At 51.6% G+C, this 24279-nt stretch carries 23 protein-coding genes; 4 read left to right on the forward strand and 19 right to left on the reverse strand.

The annotated features are described in order from the left end of the window. Positions 1–50 precede the first annotated feature (50 nt). From ACX1C1_RS05820 to ACX1C1_RS05865, 10 genes are all read right to left on the reverse strand, one after another. Entirely contained in the window at positions 51–923 is an 873-nt protein-coding gene (locus tag ACX1C1_RS05820; protein WP_458956188.1) for a hypothetical protein, read from the reverse strand. Positions 924–936: 13 nt separating this feature from the next. Then, positions 937–1419 carry a GNAT family N-acetyltransferase gene (locus tag ACX1C1_RS05825; protein ID WP_458956189.1) on the reverse strand — a complete coding sequence of 161 codons (483 nt, stop codon included), beginning with the start codon at positions 1417–1419 and terminating at the stop codon, positions 937–939. Then, entirely contained in the window at positions 1409–2608 is a 1200-nt protein-coding gene (locus tag ACX1C1_RS05830; RefSeq protein WP_458956190.1) for an aminoacyl--tRNA ligase-related protein, read from the reverse strand. The genes ACX1C1_RS05825 and ACX1C1_RS05830 overlap by 11 nt, the downstream gene beginning before the upstream one ends. Before the next feature lie 3 nt (positions 2609–2611). Further along, entirely contained in the window at positions 2612–2872 is a 261-nt protein-coding gene (locus tag ACX1C1_RS05835; RefSeq protein ID WP_458956191.1) for an acyl carrier protein, read from the reverse strand. A gap of 293 nt (positions 2873–3165) precedes the next feature. Beyond that, positions 3166–4044 (reverse strand): carbohydrate ABC transporter permease, encoded by an 879-nt coding sequence (locus ACX1C1_RS05840; RefSeq protein ID WP_458956192.1) that lies wholly within the window; start codon positions 4042–4044, stop codon positions 3166–3168. Positions 4045–4067: 23 nt separating this feature from the next. Continuing rightward, positions 4068–4928: a carbohydrate ABC transporter permease gene (locus ACX1C1_RS05845; protein ID WP_458956193.1), complete on the reverse strand. Its 861-nt coding sequence runs from the start codon at positions 4926–4928 to the stop codon at positions 4068–4070. Positions 4929–5052: 124 nt separating this feature from the next. Continuing rightward, a complete protein-coding gene (locus tag ACX1C1_RS05850; RefSeq protein ID WP_458956194.1) occupies positions 5053–6384 on the reverse strand; it encodes an ABC transporter substrate-binding protein in 1332 nt (443 codons plus the stop codon). 338 nt (positions 6385–6722) lie between these two features. Further along, positions 6723–8777: a glycosyl hydrolase gene (locus tag ACX1C1_RS05855; protein WP_458956195.1), complete on the reverse strand. Its 2055-nt coding sequence runs from the start codon at positions 8775–8777 to the stop codon at positions 6723–6725. Between the two features lie 551 nt (positions 8778–9328). Continuing rightward, positions 9329–9640, reverse strand: coding sequence for a thioredoxin (trxA, locus tag ACX1C1_RS05860; RefSeq protein ID WP_458956196.1), 312 nt, complete (start codon positions 9638–9640; stop codon positions 9329–9331). Between the two features lie 73 nt (positions 9641–9713). Continuing rightward, positions 9714–10133 (reverse strand): RrF2 family transcriptional regulator, encoded by a 420-nt coding sequence (locus ACX1C1_RS05865; protein WP_458956197.1) that lies wholly within the window; start codon positions 10131–10133, stop codon positions 9714–9716. 262 nt (positions 10134–10395) lie between these two features. Between ACX1C1_RS05865 and ACX1C1_RS05870 the strand changes: the two genes are divergently transcribed. After that, a complete protein-coding gene (locus tag ACX1C1_RS05870; protein ID WP_458956198.1) occupies positions 10396–10605 on the forward strand; it encodes a hypothetical protein in 210 nt (69 codons plus the stop codon). 296 nt (positions 10606–10901) lie between these two features. Continuing rightward, positions 10902–12116, forward strand: a complete 1215-nt coding sequence (locus tag ACX1C1_RS05875) for an acyltransferase (RefSeq protein WP_458956199.1) — start codon at positions 10902–10904, stop codon at positions 12114–12116. 185 nt (positions 12117–12301) lie between these two features. On the opposite strand, the gene cobA is transcribed toward ACX1C1_RS05875, so the two are convergent. From cobA to nirB, 4 genes are read right to left on the reverse strand one after another with little or no spacing between them, the layout of a single operon-like run. Continuing rightward, on the reverse strand, positions 12302–13069 hold the full coding sequence (cobA, locus tag ACX1C1_RS05880) for a uroporphyrinogen-III C-methyltransferase (RefSeq protein ID WP_458956200.1): 768 nt from the start codon (positions 13067–13069) through the stop codon (positions 12302–12304). Positions 13070–13071: 2 nt separating this feature from the next. Then, positions 13072–13956, reverse strand: a complete 885-nt coding sequence (locus ACX1C1_RS05885; RefSeq protein WP_458956201.1) for a uroporphyrinogen-III synthase — start codon at positions 13954–13956, stop codon at positions 13072–13074. 27 nt (positions 13957–13983) lie between these two features. Then, positions 13984–14316, reverse strand: coding sequence for a nitrite reductase small subunit NirD (gene nirD, locus ACX1C1_RS05890; RefSeq protein WP_458956202.1), 333 nt, complete (start codon positions 14314–14316; stop codon positions 13984–13986). A gap of 21 nt (positions 14317–14337) precedes the next feature. Further along, the gene (gene nirB / locus ACX1C1_RS05895; RefSeq protein WP_458956203.1) at positions 14338–16788 is read right to left on the reverse strand and encodes a nitrite reductase large subunit NirB; all 2451 of its coding nucleotides are present in this window, start codon (positions 16786–16788) and stop codon (positions 14338–14340) included. A 361-nt stretch (positions 16789–17149) separates the two neighbouring features. Here nirB and ACX1C1_RS05900 point away from each other — a divergent pair, with 361 nt between their 5' ends. Together ACX1C1_RS05900 and ACX1C1_RS05905 are read left to right on the forward strand one after the other, a co-directional pair. Next, positions 17150–17716 carry an ANTAR domain-containing response regulator gene (locus ACX1C1_RS05900; RefSeq protein WP_458956204.1) on the forward strand — a complete coding sequence of 189 codons (567 nt, stop codon included), beginning with the start codon at positions 17150–17152 and terminating at the stop codon, positions 17714–17716. 250 nt (positions 17717–17966) lie between these two features. After that, a complete protein-coding gene (locus tag ACX1C1_RS05905; protein ID WP_458956205.1) occupies positions 17967–19202 on the forward strand; it encodes a nitrate/nitrite transporter in 1236 nt (411 codons plus the stop codon). A 255-nt stretch (positions 19203–19457) separates the two neighbouring features. Here the strand turns inward: ACX1C1_RS05905 and hisC are convergent, their stop codons facing one another. The 5 genes from hisC to ACX1C1_RS05930 all read right to left on the reverse strand — a co-directional run bounded on the left by hisC (position 19458) and on the right by ACX1C1_RS05930 (position 24091). After that, positions 19458–20528, reverse strand: coding sequence for a histidinol-phosphate transaminase (gene hisC, locus ACX1C1_RS05910; RefSeq protein ID WP_458956206.1), 1071 nt, complete (start codon positions 20526–20528; stop codon positions 19458–19460). After that, positions 20525–20995: a VanZ family protein gene (locus ACX1C1_RS05915; RefSeq protein WP_458956207.1), complete on the reverse strand. Its 471-nt coding sequence runs from the start codon at positions 20993–20995 to the stop codon at positions 20525–20527. Before ACX1C1_RS05915 ends, hisC begins: the two co-directional genes overlap by 4 nt. 27 nt (positions 20996–21022) lie before the next feature. Continuing rightward, entirely contained in the window at positions 21023–21541 is a 519-nt protein-coding gene (locus ACX1C1_RS05920) for a GNAT family N-acetyltransferase (RefSeq protein ID WP_458956208.1), read from the reverse strand. Positions 21542–21612: 71 nt separating this feature from the next. Further along, positions 21613–22272: a molybdenum cofactor guanylyltransferase gene (gene mobA / locus ACX1C1_RS05925; protein ID WP_458956209.1), complete on the reverse strand. Its 660-nt coding sequence runs from the start codon at positions 22270–22272 to the stop codon at positions 21613–21615. 145 nt (positions 22273–22417) lie between these two features. Next, entirely contained in the window at positions 22418–24091 is a 1674-nt protein-coding gene (locus ACX1C1_RS05930; protein ID WP_458956210.1) for a glutamine--tRNA ligase/YqeY domain fusion protein, read from the reverse strand. Positions 24092–24279: the final 188 nt, after the last annotated feature.

Genomic DNA, 24279 nt, shown 5'->3' on the forward strand with positions numbered 1-24279 from the left:
CACGCACAGAAGCATAATCAAATAGATGAGCACTTCTATTGTTTTTTTGACTACTCGTTGAACCATTGGTCCAGCTCCTTTGTAAACAATGGCCGACCTCGCTGAACGTTGAGATGGCCCAAATCATGGAATTGCTCCGGCGCATACTTGTCCATCCAGTCCGTTGCCGTTATGCCGACTTGCGCCAACTTTGCCGCCGTCTGCTCTTTAAGCTCGTTCACATACGCCGGACTTTCGAACGTCGGATTCCACGGCATCCACATCACCCTAAGACGGATGTCATGAGCTTCAGTGTACCGAATAATGTTATCAAGCGCCTTCAGATTTTGCCCGAAGTCGTTCAGCGTCAAGACATAATATTTCTCCTTGTATTCCGTGATCTTTTGCTCCAGCTCATCCGGCTTCAGCGTCCCGTAATACAAGTCCTTGCCGTACAACCTCTGACGGTCAATCGTAACGCCTTCGCCCTTCAGCCAAGGAATAAAGTAACGGTCGATCGCCCCGTCTATCGCATCGCGGTAGAAATACAAATAGGGCTCGTACCAGGAGTTGTACCAGCCATAGCTAGGATCGGTCGGCAACTCATCCATAAACGTGAATAAATTGAGACCAAGAACAAGCTCATCTTGGATCGTGACCATGCCCTTCTTCAGCATCGCGTCCAAGTCGGTCAACTTGCCGTAATTGATGCCAAGGTTCACATATCCGGAGGTGCTTGCCTCCTCATCGTAACTGGCAATAACGGAAGAATTGCCAAAGATCACTTTAGACCATTCTTGTTCGGGATGTGCATGTACGGTCCGCTCGAAATCATTTTTGGCGAAAATCTCGTATCTGCCAACGGGATTCCAATACGTCAGCAACGCTTCCGCTATGAGGAATGCGCACAATAACCCGATTATAAATATGTTCTTTCTGATCATGTAACTCACCAACTTATAGTCGTTTGAACTTGACTTGCAGCACATTCCGGAAGCCATTGGCTTCCCAGAAACCTTGACCTAGCTCGTTATCATTTAACACATGCAATTCAACATAATCCACGCCATGCTCCTTGAATTGCTCCTCCATCTTCGACAACAGCCTTCCGGCTAAGCCAGCTCCCCGATGCTCCGCTGCAACAAAAAGCTCATGGATAAATCCGATAAACGAGGCTTCTTCGCTGAGCTGAAGAAACTTCTTCGGGTATCTGACAAGGGCGCCGACAGCAAAACCAACAATATCCCCGTTAAGCTCGGCAACCTGCGATACGTACATCTTCGACTTTAATTGCGCCTCAAGCAGGTGGTCAACCTCACCTACATTCAGCTCCATGACCATGCCGAAGGACTTCTGCTCCTCGTACATCCCGATATAAAGAGATTTGACAGCAGATAGGTCATCTGCTGTCATCTCACGAATCCGAAGTCTAGGCTCCATTACGAAGCTCCCATTCCTTATAATCTTGAAGGAAACCAGCCGGCCAAGCGGCTTGATCCAAACCATATTGCGCAAGGAAAGCCAAGATAAAGCGCTCAAGACCGAAAGCCAGGCAGCCTGTTACCGCCGGGCGCTTGCCAGCCTTAATATTGAATGCATTGCCGAACGTGTTGCTGTGGAAGTTGGATGATGCCACAGAAATGGTCGTATCCAAATTCGGTATCGTCATGCGCAGCTCATATTTCATTTCCTGCTGACGCTGGAAAGAAGCCTTCACCTCAAAGTCACTCGTAAAGAACGGATCGTTTGCATTCTCCAGATGGCAATCCAGCTCCCAATCGGTAACGAGCTGCTTCAGCATCTCGATCGATTTCAAGCGATTTTCTTTGACGAAATCCGGCTTGCCAACAAAGATAACTTCCCGCATCGTAAAATCAAGCAGCCTGCCGAAATCACGATGATTTTTGGACTCGAAGCGATGGCATTTGGATACAGCGGTAACGATTGTCCCATCCGACTCCAGATGCTCATCCTGCATTCCTTCATAACAATGATAGCAAGTCGCCGGATTGATCATGTAGGCTGGATTAGCCGCATCGTTGTTCATATCAAAGCTCGTATCGGCGCTCCAACCGCCCGCTTCTCTGATTGCAGAGGAGAAGGCTTCGATAACCGACAAGTCTTCCTTGAGATGCGTAACGAATTGAATATGCTCAGGGAAAGAAGTGAAGTGATTCGTTTTGTTTAGCGTTTGCCCGCTAATGACAACAGGATAGTATTCATGTTTCGCCTGGAATGGCGCAGCGATCTTCCGTACGATGCTGTCATCTAGGAACCTCACCAGATTCGTGAAAGGCTCGCGGAAAATATATACGCCCGGATCAAGTTCGCGAATAATTTTTTTGTCGGCCATCTCGGACACGATCGATCCGCGATAAGGCGTTTCGACACGATTCGTGAAGTAGATCGCTTGTTTGAAAGCATATTCGTGACTCGAGAATCGCTGATGCAGCTTGCTAACCTGCTCGATTAGTTTGGCGGTGTCCACTCCATCATGATGCTCGACCTTCAGCTTGTTTCCGTCCATCTCGACCAACGTGATGCCCTCGTCGATGAAATAAGATGAATAGATCAATTGCTTTGCTACATCCGGATTCAGATCACCTAGTTCAACCCATGTTGTGCTCATTCCTTAGCGGTCTCCTATCTTCATCTGAATAAACGAGACGATTTCATTCACGGTATTGAGTGAATGGAGCATCAAGTCCTTCTTCGTTACTTCAATCCCAAATTCCGTTTCTATATATGCAATAAGCTCCGTCGCGCCAAAGGAATCGATATAGCCATAATCAAACAAATGTACATCCGGATGAAATTCGTCATCATCGGAATCAATTTGAAACCTATCCATAATATGCTCCACGAGCTTGGCTTTGATTTGTTCCACCGTCATAGTAGTCATGCTCCTTCCTATCCTGAGCCATTCTATAGAATGACGCGTTTATAGGCAGACTCCCAGTACTGAAATGTCTGCAATTTAATTTATGATAATGGAAATGTACAGGGGTGTCAATTTGCGCGAAATTCCGATATGCGTACCGCCGAATCGACACGGTCATACTACCGACAACTAATACCTAGAAGCTGTAACAAACACCTGCAGCCACGCCATAACCGGTAAGACCGGATTACGGCGTGGCTGCAAGCGTTCCACCACTTAGCTTTATCTGAACCAATTACGAATGCTTACCCCTTAACCGCACCCTCCGTCAGACCCTTCTCGATGTACTTCTGAATAAACAGATAAATCACAAGCACAGGTACGACGGTGATCGATACAGCCGTAGCCATCAGCCCGAAGTCAGTCCCATACTGCGAGCTGATTTCGCTGAGCAGCAACACGATCGGGCGTACATTCTCTCTGCTGACAAAGATCAAAGCGGAGAACAAGTCGTTGTACGACCACAAGAAAACGAAGATGCTCGCCGAAGCGAACGCTGGTCGGCCGACCGGCAAGAAGATCTTGATAAACATCGTCCAGCGGTTACAGCCGTCGATAAAGGCCGCTTCCTCAAGCTCCTTAGGGATCGTAGCCATATAACCAGCAAGCACGAGGATTGCGAACGTCAGGTTGCCCGCTGTCTGCGGGAAGATCAACCCTCCGTAAGTGTTAGCCAAGTTCCATTTGATCAGCAGCTCGTACACAGGCACGACTGTTGCAAATGCCGGAATAAGCAAGCTTGCGTATAGGATGGAGAAAATCGTCTTTCTTCCGCGGAATTGGAACCGGGAAAGTACATAAGCCGCCAATCCGCCGAACAGCAGCACCAGCAGCACTGTACTGCCCGACATGATCAAGCTGTTCAGATACCCTTTGCCGATACTGATGCGGTCGAACGCGTTTGTATAGTTAACCATTACAGGATCTATTGCGAGTTTGAACGAGTTATTCATTACTTCTCTGGACACTTTGAACGAGTTGTTGACAATCCAGAACAACGCATAGATTGTCGTAAGCGACCATCCGAATAACACCGTATACATCAGGATCGTGCCGATTGGAACGCTCCGTCTCTTAAGCTTGACCGGACGCGATACGGGCCCGCCTTTGACTGTTTGTTGCATGATCGTACACCCCTAATACCAGCTTAGTATGTGATTTCGTCTCTCTTCATCAGACGGTTGGCAAGCAGAGACAGCAATACGCCGAACACCACGATATAGATGGCAATCGTCGAACCGTAACCGAAGTTCTGGTCCACGAGCGCTTTCTTATACATATACGTTCCAAGCACTTCCGTGCCGCTTTGACCGCGGGTAAGGACGAAGATGAATTCGAACACCTTTAGCGTACCCGTAATCGCCAGCGTAATCACGACTTTGATGTCGCTCATGATGAGCGGAATAGTGAGTAGGAACGTCTTTTTGATGCCCGTAATGCCCTCAAGCTTAGCCGCCTCATAGAAGTCAGATGGAATCTTGGCCATAGCGGTCAGGAACAATACGAAGTAGAAGCCGACATAATGCCATACAGTTGGTACTGCAATTGCTTTAAGCGCGTTATTTTCGCTGAGCCATAATACTTTCTCTAACCCGAAGTTTTGCAAAATGTTGTTAAGCAAGCCGAACTGGTAATTGTAAAATAACACGAACAGTAATGCGATGGCCGTGCCGGATATCACGACAGGGAAGAAGAACACCATCCGGAAAAACCCTTTGCCCCACGTAATGTTGTCGACGAGTACGGCCAGAATCAACGCGATGCCGACTTGGAACACGATAACGTATAACATCAATTCTAGCGTGTGCAGCGTGGCAGCCCCTAGTAGTTCGTCGGAGAACATCCGGACGTAGTTGTCGAAACCGACAAACGTCTTGCTGAAGAAACCACTCGTTCTGAAGAAGCTTAAGTACATGCTCTTAAAGAACGGGTAGTACAGGAATATCGACATAAAGACTGCTGCCGGCAGCAGAAATAAGAAGATATACTTACGGTCGCCCTTCATCATTATCACCTTTGATGTTTATTTTCTGGCGCACATCAGCCTTTGAAATAACGCCGCCGCTCCAGTCTGACTGAGCGGCGGCGACTATTATGACGGTCATGCGTTCGAATGATCTAGCTGATTCGAATTACTGCAATTCGATTGCTTTTGCTGCTTCCAGCAATTCTGCAGGCGTTTTCTCGCCAGTCAGCATTGGCTGTACTTTACGAAGCTCTGTGAATGTCTCAGGTTTAACTTTGGAGTCAACTGGACCATTTACAGAAGTGGACTCGGACACCATTTTGAATCCGTCAAGAACAGCTTGTGCCAAGCCTTCAGGTTGAACGCCAGCTGCTGCAGGAGTACCGCCGTTTGCAGTTGCAATTGTTTTGATGCTTGCTGCGGAAGTCAGGTGTTTCAGAAGCGCGATTGTAGCATCTTTTTTAGCCGCGTTGTCGTAAGCTGCTTTCGACATGTAGAAGCCAGTACCGAAGCCGCCAACTACGTCTTTACCAGTACCCGCTCCACCTGGGATTGCAGGGAAAGGAAGAACTGTTGTTTCAGCTTTTACAGCGTCGGAGAAGCCGCCGATTGCCCACGAGCCTTCAAGAATCATAGCTGCAAGACCTTCGGAGTAGTAGTTAGCTGCCATACCAAGATCGATTGTTGCTGCATCTTTAGGGAATGCGCCCAGGTCATATAATTCTTTCATAGCTGCAAAGCCTTTTTCCCAGTTCGGGTCGATGCCGTCTTTCAGACCTTTGTTTTGGCCTTCAGCGCCTGCTGCAGCCAATACGAAGTGCTCGATCAGGTAGTGGGATTGGTCAAATGGACCGGACAAAGGAATGATGCCTTTAGCAGCGAATGCACTTACAGCTGCTTTAAGTTTTTCCCAGTCAGTAGGAAGCTCTACGCCGTTGTCAGCGAACAGCTTTTTGTTAACCATCAGACCTTCGAAGAAACCAGTCAATGGAATAGCGTACGTTTTGCCGTCAGGGGAAGCGTTTTTCACGAAGTCCAGAGCTGCTGGCGCGAATCCGCCTTTCCAAGCTGCGTCGCCATCAAGGATTTCGTCCATGGCTACAACTTTGCCTGCTTTGATGATTTCGTTAGCGTCAGCGCCTACGAAGTAGAACAGCAAGTCCGGCTCGTTGCCGCTAGTCATGTCTGTGTTAACTTTCGTACGGAAACCGTCGTCGTTAGCGGACATGACGTCGTTTACGACTTTAACGTTAGGGTTAGCTGCTGTGAACTCGTCGATTACTGCTTGGAAAGCGTCCTTAGCAGCGTCAGTACCGCCGAATGTCGAGAATACGCGAAGCTCAACATTTTCAGCTGGCTTTTCTGTTTCTGCTGGCTTTTCGGATGGCGCGTTTGTTGCGTTGCCGCCCGTATTGTTGCTGTTGTTATTGCCGCATGCTGCTAGGAACATCGTCATGACGAGCAATACGCTTAGGATTGACAATGCTGATTTTTTCACTTGAGAATCCCCCTCGAGTTTATTGGCTCTACCGCAGCTTCAGTTAGGTTAACCGAATCACGATTGCCTTACACTCTGAATGTTAGGGCATTTCCGCGGATACTTTCAATGGATAGAAGGGCGACATTCATCTCATCGAAAGGGGCACATTTCTACTCGTTTAAGGGGTACATTTCTCTTTATCCAACCGCTCGGAATATGGGGCAAATACAGCAAAGGACGATCCGGAATGTCCGAATCGTCCTTTGCTTAGAGCATCTGCTTGCCGGTCATATGACCGTCCCCGGAGGTAGGGTATTATTTTGCGATCGACATAAGTGGATCATCCAATTGTATCCCTAGATGTCCGTATACGGAATCGAAGTATCTACGCCAACCAAATTACGTTTAGGATCCCATGTCACGCCAAAATCAAATAGCTTCGCAATATCACGCAATTTAAAGTAGTTGTTGCCTCCGATGTTATAAGCGGCGAGCGCAACCTCTCGTCCATCCACATACAACTTGGAGCTTGTCTGAATCGCGCTTGTGGCAGCCGGCCCGCTTCTAGGAGCCAACTCTCCCCCGATCGGCTTGTACGCCGTTCCCGAAGTCATTCTAATCGCCTTCTTGACTGTGTCCCAGCCTACATCAAAGGAGTGGGCCGTTCCGTCCAGCGCCATAGCGAGATCACGCAATTTGAAGTAATTGCTGCCCCCGATCTGATAAGCTTCGAACGAAGTATGGATTCCATTAACCAGTACACTCGATGCGCTCGGCGAAGCCGGCACGGTTGGCTGCTTAACCGCGATGGATACCGTTTTCTCCGATACCAGCGCACCGGCGGCGGAATATGCCGACACCTTCAAGCTTACCGTTTTGTTAAGATGCGGGGCAAAATCATACGAGAACGTCCACGGCGCTTTGGTCGCCGTTGCCACCGCCTTGCCTCCAATCGAATACACCACCTTGGAGAGCATCGGCTCGACCGTCCGAACATAAGCGCTTAGCTGCAATTGCTTGGGCGCTACTGTTGCACCGAGCGGCTTGTACGAAACCTTGGATTCATCCCCTACGCTGGACAGATAGAAGGGATTGCTCACCGCTTTCTTGTATGCAGCCAGCACTTTGGCATTATCCGACAAGGTGTACGAGTTCAGCCGCCCCGACTCCTTGCGTGTCGTATCGAACCAGAACACGCCTTTCACTCCGGGATAGAGCATAGGCAGATTGGCGTAAAACTGTTCGATCTGATACACCGCCCAGTCCGTCTTGTCTGTATGCGCAACAGGATCAGAGTAAGAGATGCCTCCTTCGGAGATGAACACCGGTTTCTTGCTGCCGTACAGCTTGTAGATATTCTCGAACTTCTCGATGAAGCTGGAGCGATCCACGCCCCTCTTCAGCGGATCTAACGTCCCGTTGTAGGCTTGATACATACTGACGCCAACCCAATCCACATAAGCGTCTCCAGGGTAATAATCCTCTATGTTTTCAATAGGGAAATACGCAGGTGACCACACAATGGCCACGTTAGGCGCTTCTTCCTCAAATACCTTCGCAACAAGACGGAATTTATCGATGTAATCCTGCGGATTCTCCTCGTACCACTCGATCCAGCCGCCATTCATCTCATTGGCGAACCGCAAGAAGATCGGGATGCCGATGTCCTTCGCTTCGCGGGCAAGCGAGCGCAGATACTCCCCGTCCTTCACCTCGTCCAGCCCTTTCACCGGCTGCAGCGCAACTTGAAGACCTACACCTGCCGCCTTGGCACGCGCAATGTGTCCGCTATAATCTTGGAAGAACGATCTGCCCCAAGATGTATATAAGAGATACATCGCGTGTTTCTTGCCCGTTAGCTCGGGGAAAGCAGACATATAATGCGGATTGGCATCTTTCGGATCATGTACCTTGGCATCCGCTTCCGCATATGCGCCGATGTAAGCTCCGACTTTGGGCTCGTAAGGTGCACCGTGATAGATCGTATTGAGCTGTTCACCTTCGCCTTGGGCAACAAACAACTCCACTCGGCTGCGTACCCAGTCCGCCTTGCGCAGCGCCGCGAGCGACTCTTGCGTTTTGCCGCCTTTGCTCCAATAAGTCGCCTCGGCTCCCCAACTGACGACCGCGTCATCATATAACGCTAGCGCTAGCTGAGATTCAGCCATTTTGTTATACATCAGCGCTACGTTGGTATAATCGTTGGATTGAGTGAATAGCTCGATACTCGTCTTGTATTTGCCGATCGCCTCTTGATGTTTGTCGGCTGCTCTAGCTTGCTCCGCTTCCTTATATACCTGCCAGACGTTTGCCGCAGCGACTGGGGCAGCCTCCACCGTCAACAGCGCCAGCACCATCATAATCAAGACAAACCACTTTCCTCTTCCTATGCTTACAGACCTATTCGCCAACTTGCCCTTCCCCCATATCCATTAGTCGTGTAGACACACACCTCGATGCGTGCTCACACTATATTCGCCCTCATATGGGATAATCCTCCTATTCCAAGCGCGGAAACATGATCCCTTCATCCTATATTGAACATATTGAACACTCATTCCTGTATTTCATACAGCATTCCTAGCTTCAAACCTCGAAAATATGAGTATTCCTGCATTTTGTACATCAATCCTTGATTGTAACTCTTAATTGCTCACCCTGTCCCGTTTATTCCTGTACCAAATACATCAATCGTCCCAAATAGGCTCCTAATCGTAGAATTTTACTGTATGTATTACATCATTCGTGTCCATCGAGTGACGGCGTGTCCATCGAGTGACGGCGTGTCCATCGAGTGACAGCGTGTCCATCGAATAACGGCGAGGGGGATTGGTCCTTTACGTCGCTAGGGTTAGCTGCCGTTAGCACCTGGATCGACCGGCAACAGTTGAGTGTGTAATGGAGTTTCTGTTCACAAAAAAAACCGCCGCTGCAGTTGCCTGCACCGGCGGTTCTGTTGGTCTTACATTTGACCCGAAATTTTCGCTTTAAGAGCGTCCTTGCTTTGCAAGCCAACCATCTTGTCAACCGGCTGTCCGTCCTTGAACAGGATCAGAGTCGGGATACTCATAACGCCGAACTTGGAGGCAAGCTCCGGCTCTTCGTCTACGTTGATCTTTGCAATTGTTGCTTGACCTTCAAGCTCGGTAGCAAGCTCCTCTACGATTGGAAGCTGCATCTTGCAAGGGCCGCACCATGGTGCCCAGAAATCTACAAGCGATACGCCGCTTTCCACGCTTTGCGTGAAGTTGTCTTTCGTCAGTGCTACTGCCATTGTTAATCATCCTCTCTAAGTAATATATATGATCAAAGGGAAGTATCCCGTATCACCATCATCTCATTACCCGCTAGTCGCAGGCGTGAATCTGTCGCAGCACATCGCGGATCGTAATGCCTAGGAAGTGCTCCTCCAGCTTCTTCTCCGCCTTGCAGAAGATACCATACATGACCTGCGTCATGTTAGAGCCGACCTTACAATCCATGGACGGGTCGCCGGAACACCAGCTTGGAATCAATGAGCCCTGCGCCATCACGCGGTAGATATCGGCAAGCGTGACCGACTCCGGATCAATTGTCAGGCGATACCCGCCTCCCGAACCTTCGCGCGTCTCGATATAACCACTCTTGCGCAATGCGCTCATCACCTTGCGTACCCTCGCAGAATGCGTGCCTACATTCTCGGCAATCATGTCACTGCTCGCCATCTTCTCCGGCAGGTATGCCAAGTAAACCAGACTGTGTACGGCAATCGTAAATTCACTGTTCACGGTATGCGGGCCTCCTTGCTTCTTACTGTAATAATATCCATTACAGTTATTCTTGTCAAGAGGCGTCATTCGGGATCGCTCTTATAAGATGCGAAGGCGTATCGATGCTTATACACGGATTGGAACGCTCTTTGGCGACATTTTTTTGCCAATCTCAGTCATGAACATATTCTTGTCCCGAATACATATTAAGTACCTGTTCCGAGGGCAGGGGATCTCCAATCCATGCGCGTAGGCTACGCGCCTTGAGGAGGTGACGATAATGGGATTGTTCGGGAAACGATGGGTGACAGTCCGGACGGAAAGCGGTTCTAAGGCGGACGACATCGACCGACTACAAGCGGTGTTCAAGTCCAATGGCTTGAAATCGAAGATTTTGCTGGAAGGCAGCCATCTCAAGAAGATCCAGGTCACCACAAAAGATGTTGAACGCGCGAAGGAGCTGATTGACGTCTTCGAACAAGAGCGTTAACGGATTTCGATCGAATTCGTTCAAGATGTGGGATAAAACTCGGAGTTGTTCATCTCAACGAGCAAAACAGCAGCGGTGCATGCGCCGTTGCTGTTTTGTTTTTTACATATAATCAATAAATAATATGAATATAATATGAATATCACGTAAATGAATACAACATTAATTCTGATAATATTTTAATGTTACATTTATTGTTATTGTAAATGATACTCGCTTCACTTGAACTTCAATTGTTTATAGATATAGTATGAATACATAACTAAGATAACCAAGTTAATGGAGGACCCTGGAAAATGACAAAGGCCGCACAATCGGCACGAACGCATATCCCGGAGCTGCAGCTCGTACGCGCTCTCGCCATCCTTGGCGTTCTGACCGTGCATGCTAGCGCGATCGCCACCATCACCATGAAGGAATCAAATTATTATTACTTTTATAACTTGATCAATACCGTCATGCGCTTCGGCACCCCGACTTTTATACTGCTCAGCAGTTTTGTTCTATTCTATCGTTATTACACGAAGCCATTAAACGGGAAGTTGATCGCCGGCTTCTATAAGAAACGGCTTTTGTTCATTCTTATTCCCTATGTCGTTTTCTCCGCGATCTACTTTGCATATGTAAAGAATGTGACCGGCTTGCCGCTATGGAGCTTCGAATCGCTAAACGAATTTACGCGTAAGCTGCTGATGGGCGAGGTTTATGCGCATTTGTATTTCGTTTTCATTAGCATTCAGTTCTATCTGTTATTTCCCGTTGTGCTCTGGGCAGCCAAACGCTGGGAGAAGCTGACTCTCTGGTTTGTGCCGCTCGGCTTTGTGCTGCAGTGGGTTTTTGTACTGCTCAATCTGTATCAGTGGCAGCTTCCCAACAAAGGCAGCTGGGCGCCGACTTATTTCTCCCTATTTTTCCTTGGCGCCGCACTCGGCATCTATTACCCTAGAATAAAGAATTGGCTCGCAATGACCAAAGATAATTGGAATACCAAGCGGGCCATGTTATGGCTGCTCGTCTGGGGAGCTTGGATCGTTGTCTCCGCCGTACATGTGACAATCTGGTACAATGCGCGGCTGCACGGAACGCTCTATCCCGCTGAACTATACGAGCTATTATGGAATGCGCAAGCCGTATTGGCGGCACTGGTCCTTCTTCATGCAGCATTCTTCATCCATCGTCATTTGCCTGCGAGAGTTTCAGCCACTCTCTATCGTCTGGGTGAGTTATCGTTCGGCGTCTATCTCATACATTTGCTGTATCAAGCGCTCTTCGCCAAACTGATGCCAGCACCTACCGACGCCGGCGCACTACATGTATACTATCTGGTCAGCTCGATCTTCATGCTGGGCGCATCTTGGATGACTGTTTCTTTGACTTCCCGCTTCGTCCCGTTTGCCTGGATGTTATTCGGCCAAATACCGGCACCTCGATCTCGTCTAGCGGACGCAGGCAGGACGATCCTCCGGTCGGGCCGGAACAACAAGCTTGATCCAAATATAACGCTTGATTGATGCTCCCCTGTGCGGAACCGAAAAGACAGCGCCTGAGCAATATCCCAGGCACTGCCTTTCCTAGTTCTAGACCTAGCGCGCCGCGAGGCGCTGCAAAACCGATTTTTGCGGGGTGCGGGGTGCGGGGTGCGGGGTGCGGGGTGCGGGGGGCAGACCGCCCCCCTTCCCGCAGAGCGGATCTTTCCCTAGACGCCCACCGCCGCCAATGTCTCCCGCCATGCTAGCTGCCCACGCAGGTTGACCACAGGCCCAATGATGATGGCGACCGGACTCTTGAGCTGCGAAGTGCCAGGCTCGTCCTCAATGCCACGCAGCGATCCGACCACGACGCGTTGCTCCTCCCGAGATCCGCTTTGGATGAGGGCAATCGGCGTATCCGGAGATTTGCCATTGGCCATTAATTCCCCCACGATGCGAGGCAGTTGCTGCAGCCCCATCAATACGACAAGCGTCTCCGCCCCTGCCGCCCAAGCCCAGTCCACCGATGCAGATGTTTTGTCCACACACTCATGTCCCGTTATGACAGCGAATGACGCCGCGACCTTCCTGTGCGTAACCGGGATCCCTGCAAATGCAGGTGCGGCAATACAAGAAGATATGCCAGGCACAACCTCGAATCCGATCCCTCTCTCCGCCAGGTATGCCGCTTCCTCACCGCCACGCCCGAATACAAAGGGGTCGCCACCCTTAAGACGCGTTACCGTCATCCCTCTAGCCGCATGCTCATAGATTAGAGCGTTTATGTCATCCTGATTCATGGAATGATGCCCAGAGGCTTTGCCCACATACAGCAATACGGCGTCCACCCGCGCTTCCTTCAACAGCTCTTCGGATACAAGACGGTCATAGATGATAACATCCGCCAGCCGGATCGACTCCAGCCCACGGATCGTAATCAGCTTGGGATCTCCTGGTCCCGCCCCGGTCAGATACACAAACCCTTGATCTGCCATACTCATCCCGCCTCTGTATCGGAAGCCGCGCAATCCCCGGACACGTAAGCGACCTCGGATTCTTCGCCCCCCGCCGACTTGCTTCCATAATATTTGGAGATCGCCACGACCATGCTGCCCATACGTTCCTCTTCCGGATAGAGCACTCGCTCCACGCCCTCCTCCGACAAGGCCTCTGCCGTCACCTTACCTACCGCAACCGCAAGTACGCTATCTCCAAATGCATCCAGCAGCGCCTGCCGCTTACCAAGCGTATCCGCGATATGCAAGACACATCGCACTTGCACTGTACTTGTAAACGCAATCGCATGCACTGCACCTTGCAGCGCCTCGTCGATTAATTGCTCGACGGAGTCGCCAATCGGGGGTACATGTCGATATGGCAGCAATTCCTCACAGATCGCCCCGCGTTCGAGCAGCTTAGCGGTTATTTTGGGAGCCGGATCTCCATATAACTGGAGCACAACTCGTTTGCCCCGCAGATCAATATCACGCATCTCCTCCAGCATCCCAGCCGTAGTCCCGTCGTTATCCCGAATCAGAGGTGTCACACCGAGCTTACGCAGCACGTTCACCGTCTTATACCCTCGCGCGCCTACATTCATCTGGCCAAGCGCCTCGACAAAGGGCTCCGACAACCCCAGTCTCTCAGCCGTCTGAAGCAACGCCTCCGTCCCGACACCCGTCGTCAGCAGAAGCCAATCGGCTGGTTGCTCGATCAAATCTCTAAGCTGCTGTTCGATCATCGTATCGTCCAGAAATACCGTTCCTTGCGCGGGACGAACCAGCGTATCGCCTCCGAACTTGGCGATCATCCGCCCGATCTCCTCCGCTTTGCGCGGACCCGTTATTGCAATCCTGATGCCTTCCAATCGAGCTGTCCCCATCGCCAGCCCCCCATTCTGCCTACTTTGTTATGAAGCGCGCATATTCGAAAGATTAACCGTCAGCAGCACGTTGCCGATCTCGTCTACGCGTACCGGGAAGGCAGTCACGCAACCATCGTCCGGGGCTTGCACCTTGCCATCGTTCAGATCGATCTTCCAGTCATGCAGCGGACAATATACGTGATGATCACACACCATACCTTCCGACAGCTTTCCTTTTTTATGCGGGCAACTGTTCTCGATCGCCTTCAAGCTGCCGTCCGACAGCTTGAACACCGCGATCTCGATATTTTCCAGCATCAACACCCTGCTACGGCGTTCTTGAAATTCCGATATATGGGCGACCATAAGTTCCGTCATCTTCCATTCCCCCATCTATTCTCAAATGTTAGTTTCGCCGGCTGCCGCAGCTTCCGGGCTTACAGGTCCGCTAAGCGCGTCGAACGCCTTGCGCAGGCCGTCATCTTCGATAATTTGTTTCCAAGGATCCACTTGAACCGTGCTAAGCGCCTTGTCAATTCGTGCGATGAGCGCTTCGCGGTCTTCTTTATTCGCCAGTGCTTCCTTGATCGTGTCCAGTCCGACGCGGACAGACCATTCGCTTGTACGCTCGCCCCAGTCCGCCGTCTCCCGATAATATTGCAGGTAGGCCGCCGTCCAGTCCATCACCTCTTGCTCCGTCTTCACCTTGACGAGCAGATCGGCCGCGCGCACACGCGTTCCGCCATTACCGGCAACGTAGATCTCCCAGCCTCCGTCGATAGCGACGACGCCAAGATCCTTGATCGTTGCTTCCGCACAGTTACGCGGGCAACCCGATACGGCCATCTTAAATTTATGTGGCGTGCTTAGCCGCTCGAATTTCTTCTCCATGTCGACGCCCATCTTGATGGCATCCTGCGTGCCGAACCGGCAGAACGTATTGCCCACGCACGTCTTCACGGTACGCAGCGCTTTGCCGTAGGCGTAACCCGAAGGCATGTCGAGATCCTTCCACATATTCGGAAGATCCGCTTTCTTGACGCCAAGCAAGTCGATCCGCTGTCCTCCCGTTATCTTGACGAGCGGCACGTCGTACTTCTGCGCCACGTCCGCGATCCGCTTGAGATCCTCCGGCGTCGTTACCCCGCCGTAGATCCGCGGCACGACGGAGTAAGTGCCGTCCTTCTGAATGTTGGCGTGGTTGCGCTCGTTGACGAACCGCGATTCCGGCTCATCCTCGTGATCATCGGGGTAGATCATGCCGAGATAGTAGTTGACGGCCGGGCGACACTTCGAGCAGCCTTCCGGGTTGTGCCATCCCAGCACGTGCATCACTTCTTTGGTCGTCGTCAGGCGCATGTCCTTGATCGCTTCCACAACTTCGTCACGGGATCGCGTCGTGCAGCCGCAAATACCATCCTTGGCGGCCGCCACATTGTCGACCCCGACTGTCGCCGTCAATATCGCCTCGACGAGCGGTTTACAGCCTCCGCATGAGCCCGACGCTTTCGTGCAGGCTTTAATCTCGCCAATGCTGACGCAACCCTTCTCCATAATGGCCTCGACTACCGTATCCTTGGTCACGCCGTTACAGCCGCAGATGATTTCGTCACCACTCATCGCCGCTACCAAATCCGTTTCGCTCGCTTGATCGCCGCCCGACTTCCCGAACAGAACCTCCTTCTCCCGACCTTTAAAATCTTCACCGCTTCTAATGTAGGAAAAAACGCGCGAGCTGTCCGACGTGTCTCCGAACAAGACGGCGCCAATCACTTTTCCATCCTTGAAAACCACTTTCTTATAAACGCCGTCCAAGTCATCCTGTACCCTTAGTGCCTTCGTTCCCGGTTCGTCCAAGAAGATGCCCGCAGAGAACACATTTACTCCGGATACCTTCAGTTTGGCAGAAAGGACCGTGCCGTGATATCCCGCGCTGTCAACGCCCGCAAGCCGTTTGGCGAGTACCGCTCCTTGCTCGTAGAGCGGAGCGACCAGTCCGTACGAGATGCCACGATGTTCGGCGCATTCGCCGACGGCGTACACGTTAGGTACGTTTGTCCCCATATAATCGTCGACTAGTATGCCTCTGTTCACGCTAATGCCGCTTCGCTTCGCAAGCTCCGCGTTCGGCACGATGCCGACCGCCATGACGATGAGATCGGCCGCCGCCTCCGTTCCGTCCTTAAACTTAAGGCCGGTTACGCGGTTCCCGCCGAGGATCCGTTCCGATTGTTTGCCAAGCAGGAACCGCATCCCTTGGCTCTCCAGCTCCTCGCGAAGCATGACGGATGCCGTATTGTCCAACTGACGGTTCATCAAATAAGGCGTTGAGTGGACGACTTCAACGTCCATATTCAGGTTGAGCAGCCCCCGCGCGGCCTCCAGACCAAGAAGCCCTCCTCCGATGACGACCGCCTTCCGATAGCTCTTAGCCGTCTCCATCATCGTCTCGCAGTCTTTCATGTCCCGGAATGCGATAACGCCTTCCTTATCCGCTCCCGGCAAAGGCAGCATAAACGGGAGGGAGCCGGTGGCCAGCACCAGTTCATCGTACGGGATGACAAGCCCGCCATCCGTCTTTACTACTCTGCCCTCTGTATCGACATCTGTTACCAGTTGCCCGGTGTGCAGCTTAATCCCGTTCTCTTCGTACCAGCTATATTCGTTCAAAACAATATCTTTCATGTCGGCATCGCCTGCCAGCACGGATGATAACATAATCCGATTGTAGTTCGGATGCGGCTCTGCTCCGATAATCGTAATGTCGTACCTGCCTGGATTCAGCTTGAGCAGCTGTTCTATAAAGGACACGCCCGCCATACCATTGCCAACCATCACCAGTTTCTTCATCGTGGTCCCCTCCTACGTTCATAAACATAAAAAGCCTACCCCGCCTGCAAGATACATGACGGAATAGGCTACATTGCCAAATAGGATGCGACACGCCGTTGTGTCGACTTGGAATAATTATTGCAAGTATACCTGCGGTTTTCACTTATGTCAATATACCTGACATTAAAATAGTTAAAACTTCACATAACCCCCTTGTAGCACTTAACCTTACATATAAGCGGATTTTTTCTTCAGGATTTTGCCCCGTTTAATCGTAAACAGCCCTTCCATCCCATCGACAGAGTCCATATGCTGTGTTATATTAACTTACAAATTTCCCAAGAGAGAAGAAACGGGCGTTGAAGGAGTGGAGTTAATCATGCTGACAATTATTCTGCTCATCGAGCCTAAGCCCTTAGGAGCCGCCAAGGAGGCCCTCCGGCAGAACTGCAAGCAGCTGCACTGCGTCGAGAGCGAAGCCGAGGCGCTTGGGCTTGTCATGATCGCGGATGCAGTCGTCATCCATGCCCCGGCGGATGAGATGTTAGGACTGCAGTACGCTGTGACAAGAGCCAAGAAGGTGCCTATCTTCTGGTTGAGCTCGGATCGGGACAATCGCGTGAAGCACGGACAACAAGAGTGGGGCTATTCCCTCGATGGGATATTATTCGGCTCCATGCTCCCTGCCGAAATGGGTCAGGCGCTAAGCTTTGGCGTGCATAGCTGGATGCAGCGCAAACGGTGGGCGGAAGAAAAGGAAAGCTTACTGCTTCGGATCGAAGAGCGTAAGTGGATCGACCAAGCGAAGGCCGTACTTAGCGAGATTAAAGGCATCACAGAAAACGAAGCCTACGACTTCCTCCGCAAGCAAGCCATGAACGAACGGAAACGGATCGGGGAAGTAGCCGCCAATATCGTGAAAGTATATCAGCTGATTCACGGATAATTTTTTATGTCAGGTATATTGACATAGATCTAACTTGCCCCCTATAATGCAAATAGATAAGCGAGAAAGCTTCATGACGACTTTCAATGATGAAGGTTGCCTCACGGAGAGAACACTTTCCCACTATTCATATCGAGCGAGCACAAAGACGTGCCGCCGTGGCAATGAAGCCGCACAACAATCCTTTGGGATTGCGTGCGGCTTTTTATGTGTAGAGATAAAGTTCCACATTGGAGAGGAGATGTGTAAGATGGTTTCTCGTAACGGATTTTTGAAAAGCGGTCACACCCCGTCCCTGTTTAGCTCGTTCCTGTATTTCGATGTCAGCTTTATGATTTGGGTGTTGCTCGGACCACTCGCAGTCATCATTATGGGCGAATACGAGATGAACGCGGCCCAAAAGGCCAACCTGGTAGCCTTACCGATTCTTGGCGGCTCCATTCTGCGACTTGTCTTCGGCTTCCTCGCTGATCGGATCGGCCAGAAACGTACGGGACAGCTCGGTATGATCATCACGATGATTCCGCTGATTTACGGCTGGCAGTTCGTCACTTCATTATCTGAGCTGTACGTCGTAGCTATGCTGCTCGGCGTCGCCGGAGCCTCATTTGCAGTCGCTCTGCCGCTCGCGAGCCGATGGTATCCACCGCAGTATCAAGGACTTGCTATGGGCATCGCCGGCGCCGGCAATAGCGGTACCGTCTTCGCCACCTTGTTCGCTAACCGGATCGCTGAATATTATGGCAGCTGGCAGGCCGTATTTGGTCTCGCACTCATTCCTATCGTCATCGTCTTTATCATTTTCAGCATCATTGCCAAGGACAGCCCGGACCAACCCGCTCCCAAGAAGCTGCGTGATTATGGCACTATCCTGAAGCAGCGCGATGCTTGGATGTTCTGTCTCATGTACAGCGTGACCTTCGGCGGCTTTGTCGGCTTGTCGAACTATCTGACGATCTTCTTCAATACGCAGTACGGGCTGGACCCCATCCGCGCAGCTGACTTTACAACGATCTGCGTAATCGCCGGCAGCTTCTTCCGTCCTGTTGGAGGCTGGCTGTCAGACCGCTTCGGCGGCGTCCGCATGCTCTTTGTGCTCTACGCAATTGTAGGCATCATGCTTGCCAGCGTCTCGTCACTCCCTTCGCTCGGAACAATGATCGTTCTGTTGTTCGTAGCGATGATGGCGCTCGGCATGGGCAATGGCGCAGTCTTCCAGCTCGTGCCCCAACGATTCCAGAAGGAAATCGGCATCGTGACAGGTATTGTCGGCGCGGCCGGCGGCGTAGGAGGCTTCTTCCTACCCAAAATTCTGGGCAATCTGAAGCTGTCCACAGGCTCTTACACGTCAGGATTCCTCATCCTCAGCGTCATCGCGCTAGCATGTATCGGCTTGATTGCTCTCGTACAAGGCAGCTGGAAACGGACGTGGATCGGCCAAGGCGGCCGAGCTCGTACGCAAGACTCGACAACAATTACACAGTAACGTAAGGTAATCCGGGCATAAGTCTTGCAGCACCTTATAGCACTCATCTCCATGCCGACCTCCTCAGTCGATATGGGAATATCTACAGACTAGCCCGTCATGCGGGCGCCACGCGCGCGGCAGAGTTTACAGGAGATAACCGACACTCCCGCGAACAATGCGCCGCCGGCGCCCGCCTTATCGAAAACAGCCATGCAAAGCCCCGTCCCATCCGGGAGCCTTGCATGGCTGTTTTCTTTTGATTCATGATACACTTTATGCTAATTTTCGTTGCACGATCACTGTAAGCGCCTTGATGAAAGCATCCATCTCTTCATCCGTACCGATACTGACACGCAAGTAATTGTCGATGCGCGGAGAATTGAAGTACCGCACCAGCACCCCCTGCTCACGAAGCTCAGCGAACAACTCGCTTGCCGGAATGGAACGATGTTCAATGAATAAGAAGTTTGCTTTAGAATCAGTCGATCGGAAACCTAGCTCCAGCACCTGCTTCATTACTCTATCGCGCGTCTCCACAACTTTTGCTGTCGTTTCGCGGAAGTAGGTCTCGTCCTTCAACGAGGCGACCGCTCCGCTCAGGGCAACTCTGTCCATCGTATAGGAATTGAACGAATTCTTGATCCGGTTAAGACCGTCGATCAGCTCCTCGGATCCGAAGGCGAAGCCGACGCGAAGTCCTGCCAGAGAACGAGATTTGGATAAGGTCTGCACAACAAGCAGGTTGTTGTATTGCGGCACAAGGCTAACTGCCGATTCCCCGCCGAAGTCGATGTAGGCTTCGTCAATGATGACGACATTGTCCGGATTGCGCTCCAGCAGCGAACGAATTTCGGAAAGCGGAATGAGCTGCGCAGTCGGCGCATTGGGATTCGGCATAATGATGCCCCCATGCTCGCCCTCGAACTGCTCCATCGGAATATTGAACGCGTCGTCGAGCGCAATAAGCTTCGGCGTCAAGCCGTACAACTTGGCATATACCTTATAGAAGCTATATGTAATATCGGGGAACAAGAGCGGCTTCGCAGGGTCAAAGAAGGCGGCGAAAGCAAAGGCCAGCACCTCATCCGAGCCATTGCCCACAAACGTCTGCTCCGGCACAAGCCCATAGTAGCTAGCCGCAGCTCGAACAAGCTCATCGCAGGCAGGGTCTGGATATAATCGCAAATCATCGTTAACCGCGTCATACATCGCTCGGAGCGCGGACGGAGATGGCGGATACGGATTTTCATTTGTGTTCAGTTTAATGTAGGTTTTGTCCTTCGGCTGCTCTCCCGGCACGTAAGGCACAAGAGATGCGGCAAGCGGACTCCAAAACTTGCTCATGGCTTCAGTCTTCCTTCCTTCATGAACGGCCGCACCAGCATTAATCCGATCCAAGCGCCAGCCGTATTTAGTATGATGTCGTCGATATCAAAGCTTCCGACCCGAAGCAGCATTTGCGCCAGCTCTACACATCCGATGATCGCCACACAAGCCGTCACCATCAATAGTCCGGACCGGTACCGCTTGTCAAACAGAGGCAGGAAAGCTCCTATCGGAATAAAGAGCACAACGTTGCCGAATAGATTCTTGAACCAGGTATCGAAGTTGAAGTGGTCACGATACACGACATACCTCTCAATTGTGTCGAACGGGACCAGATTATACGCATAATCGCCGTACAAATCGCGATGACGGTAGAACAGCAAATATAACATAATGACCGAATATACGAGCGCGCACATAAGGACAAACAGGTTAAACCATACATTGCTGCTATGAGCATGACGGAATAACTTAATTGCCGCCACCTCCCTCCCTGTTCAGCAAGACGGATATTACGAAACGCGCAGGCCTGTAATGACGAGATCCCTCTCCACACCATCCAATACGGCAACACGCGGCAAGAGCCCCCAGCGCTGGAAACCAAACTTTTCAAGCAACGCGAGACTAGGTTCATTATGGCCGAAGACAAAGCCTACAAGCGTTGTAAGCCCGAGCCGCGGACAAGCATCGATAGCCTGCTTGATTAAATAGGATCCGAGACCTTGCGCCCGATACTCCTCTGCGATGTAGATACTGATCTCCGCCGTTGCCTGATACGCCGGTCTCCCGTAGAACGACTGGAAGCTTAACCACGCTGCGATCTCGCCGCTCTCCTTCTCACGCACGATCCAGATTGGCCGCTCGTTCGGCGAATGGGCATCGAACCAGGCCCGCTTGCTCTCCACCGAGACAGGCTCCAAATCCGCCGTCACACGTCGACCCGCGATAGTCGAATTATAAATCTCCACGATACGCCCCAGATGTTTCTCGGTCGCATCCATCATTTCGTAACGATCAGTTGTATCCGTCATTGCCGACCTTCTCCGCCTTCCATCTGCTGTTGATTGTTCATGATGTTTGCTGTGATCGTGGTCTATACGATCTATATATCTTTTATAGGATCCTTATGATTCCGACCTGCCAAATAACTCTCAAATTGCTCAGGCGTGTTTAAGTTGAACAATCCGTACGCCGCCTTCTCTCTCTCGCCAAGCTCCAGCTCCTTCGCGTTAAGCCGCCGAAGCAGCAATCTGAGCCGGTAATCGCCAAGGGCCAGCGCTTCCTCCGCTAGCCCGAAGGCTTCCGTATGATAGAGCGCGTGCAGCGGCTCGCCCCTTGCAGCAACGACCCGCACACCTTGTTCGGCAGAAGCCTCAGCCAGCAGTCTCGCCACCCAGCTCGGAGACAACTCCGGAGAGTCACAAGCCGCCACATACGCGTACCCTGCCGGCAACGATGCGAGACCGGCAGCAAGTCCGCCTAACGGACCCGCTTCTGGAATCCGGTCATAGACAAATCGCACACCTTGCGGCAACGTACCAAGACGTTCCCTATACAGCGCCTCTCGCTCCGACGAATGAACGGCAATGACGATATCCCCAGATAAAGCCACTCGCATTGCGCCGATCAACCTGCCGAGCAGCGTATGCCCGTCTATGACTAGCAGTGCCTTGTCCTGCCCCATACGCGAGCTTTGCCCTCCGGCAAGGATCAAGCCATGGCAGAAGGGAGGCTGTCCATCCCGAGTGTCCGTGTTACTCATCCGTTTGCCCTCCCGACCCGCTTCCCCACTCCAACAAAAGCCAGCCAAGCATTTCAGCTTGACCGGCTTTCGACATATACAGAATCGTATTCGTTATCGTGATACTCGACCTAGAGGTCAACGATATCCGCTGCCACTTGGCTTACTAGGCTTTGGATGGGTCGAATGAGCTCTTGAGCGACACGATACGGTTGAATACCAGCTTCTCGCCGTTCGAATCCTTGGCGTCAACACTGAAGTAGCCATGGCGGAAGAACTGGAACTTATCTCCTCCGACAGCTTCCTTCATGTTCGGCTCCACATATCCGCTCTCCACTTGCATCGAACCTGGATTGATGCACTCGAGGAACGACTTGCCTTCGTCCTTCGCCTCATCTGTAATAAGCGGCTCGAACAACCGGAAGTCCGCGGGTACCGCCTGCGATGCCTCCACCCAGTGGATTGTGCCCTTCACCTTACGTTCGGTAAAGCCGCTTCCGCTCTTGGTCTTGGGATCGTACGTACAGCGAAGCTCGGTCACCTCGCCATGCTCGTCCTTCACGACCTCTTGGCAAACGATGAAATATGCATGCTTGAGACGCACTTCGTTGCCAGGGAACAACCGGAAATATTTGCTCGGCGGATTTTCCATGAAATCGTCTCGTTCGATATAAATCTCACGGGAGAACGGAATTTGGCGTATACCCATCTCTTCATTCTCCGAGTTGTTCTCCGCATCCAGCAGCTCTGTCTGTCCTTCCGGATAGTTCGTGATGACAACCTTGAGCGGACGCAGAACCGCCATGGTACGCAGCGCCTTCAGCTTGAGATCCTCGCGGATAAAGTGCTCGAGGTTGCGCTCGTCTACAACGCTGTTGCTTCTCGCTACGCCTATCTCGCGGCAGAACGCACGAATCGCTTCCGGCGTGTAGCCGCGGCGGCGCATCCCGCTGATCGTCGGCATCCGAGGATCGTCCCAGCCATCGACGACGCCTTCGTCCACGAGTTGCTTCAGATACCGTTTGCTCATGACCGTATTCGTGATGTTGAGTCTCGCGAATTCGTATTGATGCGGCACGCTCTCCATCTCGCATTCGGCGATAGCCCAGTCGTAGAGCGGACGGTGATCTTCGAACTCCAGCGTACAGATCGAATGCGAGATCCCTTCGATTGCATCGCTAAGCGGATGGGCATAGTCGTACATCGGATAGATGCACCATGCGTCGCCTGTGCGGTGATGATGCGAATGCGAGATGCGATACAGCACAGGATCACGAAGTGTAATGTTAGGCGAAGCCATATCGATCTTCGCTCTCAGAACTCGCTCGCCATCTTTGAACTCACCTGCGCGCATCCGCGCAAATAGATCCAGGTTTTCTTCCGCGCTGCGGCTCCGGTACGGACTTTCCTTGCCTGGTTCTGTCAACGTCCCCCTTGTCTCCCGCATCTCATCGGCAGTCAAATCGCAAACGTAGGCTTTGCCCTTCTTAATCAACAGCACTGCACGGTTGTACAGCTCCTCGAAGTAATCCGAAGCGAAGCGTAGCTCCTCCCACTCGAAGCCTAACCAACGCACGTCCTCTTGGATTGCATCCACATATTCCGTATCTTCCTTAACGGGATTGGTGTCGTCGAATCGCAGATTCGTCTTGCCCTTGAACTCGTCGGCAAGCTCAAAGTTCAGGCAGATCGACTTGGCATGTCCGATATGCAGATAACCATTCGGCTCCGGCGGGAAACGCGTAATGACCTCTTGCACGCGCCCACTCTTCAAATCTTCTACGACAATATTCTTAATGAAATTGGAGGATGATGTCTTATTCTCCTGCACGTTCTCCACTAGCGACCTACCCCTTCCACTCGTGCGCCCCTGAAGGGAATTACGGTATCCCTATCACTGCAGCGCCAATTCTACCGTGAGTACGCGAGATACACCCTGTCTAGCGGCCTCTCGCTCCACTTTGTTATCTCCTTATTTTACACAAAACTCAGCCAAATTACACGCCTTGGCAGTACGCTTATACCCAG

This window comes from Paenibacillus sp. strain BS8-2 (assembly GCF_054483835.1).

Coding starts and splice junctions, on each gene's coding strand:
- ACX1C1_RS05820 (WP_458956188.1), bottom strand. CDS start 923: ATGATCAGAAAGAACATATTTATAATCGGGTTATTGTGCGCATTCCTC.
- ACX1C1_RS05825 (WP_458956189.1), bottom strand. CDS start 1,419: ATGGAGCCTAGACTTCGGATTCGTGAGATGACAGCAGATGACCTATCT.
- ACX1C1_RS05830 (WP_458956190.1), bottom strand. CDS start 2,608: ATGAGCACAACATGGGTTGAACTAGGTGATCTGAATCCGGATGTAGCA.
- ACX1C1_RS05835 (WP_458956191.1), bottom strand. CDS start 2,872: ATGACGGTGGAACAAATCAAAGCCAAGCTCGTGGAGCATATTATGGAT.
- ACX1C1_RS05840 (WP_458956192.1), bottom strand. CDS start 4,044: ATGCAACAAACAGTCAAAGGCGGGCCCGTATCGCGTCCGGTCAAGCTT.
- ACX1C1_RS05845 (WP_458956193.1), bottom strand. CDS start 4,928: ATGATGAAGGGCGACCGTAAGTATATCTTCTTATTTCTGCTGCCGGCA.
- trxA (WP_458956196.1), bottom strand. CDS start 9,640: ATGGCAGTAGCACTGACGAAAGACAACTTCACGCAAAGCGTGGAAAGC.
- ACX1C1_RS05870 (WP_458956198.1), top strand. CDS start 10,396: ATGGGATTGTTCGGGAAACGATGGGTGACAGTCCGGACGGAAAGCGGT.
- ACX1C1_RS05875 (WP_458956199.1), top strand. CDS start 10,902: ATGACAAAGGCCGCACAATCGGCACGAACGCATATCCCGGAGCTGCAG.
- cobA (WP_458956200.1), bottom strand. CDS start 13,069: ATGGCAGATCAAGGGTTTGTGTATCTGACCGGGGCGGGACCAGGAGAT.
- ACX1C1_RS05885 (WP_458956201.1), bottom strand. CDS start 13,956: ATGGGGACAGCTCGATTGGAAGGCATCAGGATTGCAATAACGGGTCCG.
- nirD (WP_458956202.1), bottom strand. CDS start 14,316: ATGACGGAACTTATGGTCGCCCATATATCGGAATTTCAAGAACGCCGT.
- nirB (WP_458956203.1), bottom strand. CDS start 16,788: ATGAAGAAACTGGTGATGGTTGGCAATGGTATGGCGGGCGTGTCCTTT.
- ACX1C1_RS05900 (WP_458956204.1), top strand. CDS start 17,150: ATGCTGACAATTATTCTGCTCATCGAGCCTAAGCCCTTAGGAGCCGCC.
- ACX1C1_RS05905 (WP_458956205.1), top strand. CDS start 17,967: ATGGTTTCTCGTAACGGATTTTTGAAAAGCGGTCACACCCCGTCCCTG.
- hisC (WP_458956206.1), bottom strand. CDS start 20,528: ATGAGCAAGTTTTGGAGTCCGCTTGCCGCATCTCTTGTGCCTTACGTG.
- ACX1C1_RS05920 (WP_458956208.1), bottom strand. CDS start 21,541: ATGACGGATACAACTGATCGTTACGAAATGATGGATGCGACCGAGAAA.
- mobA (WP_458956209.1), bottom strand. CDS start 22,272: ATGAGTAACACGGACACTCGGGATGGACAGCCTCCCTTCTGCCATGGC.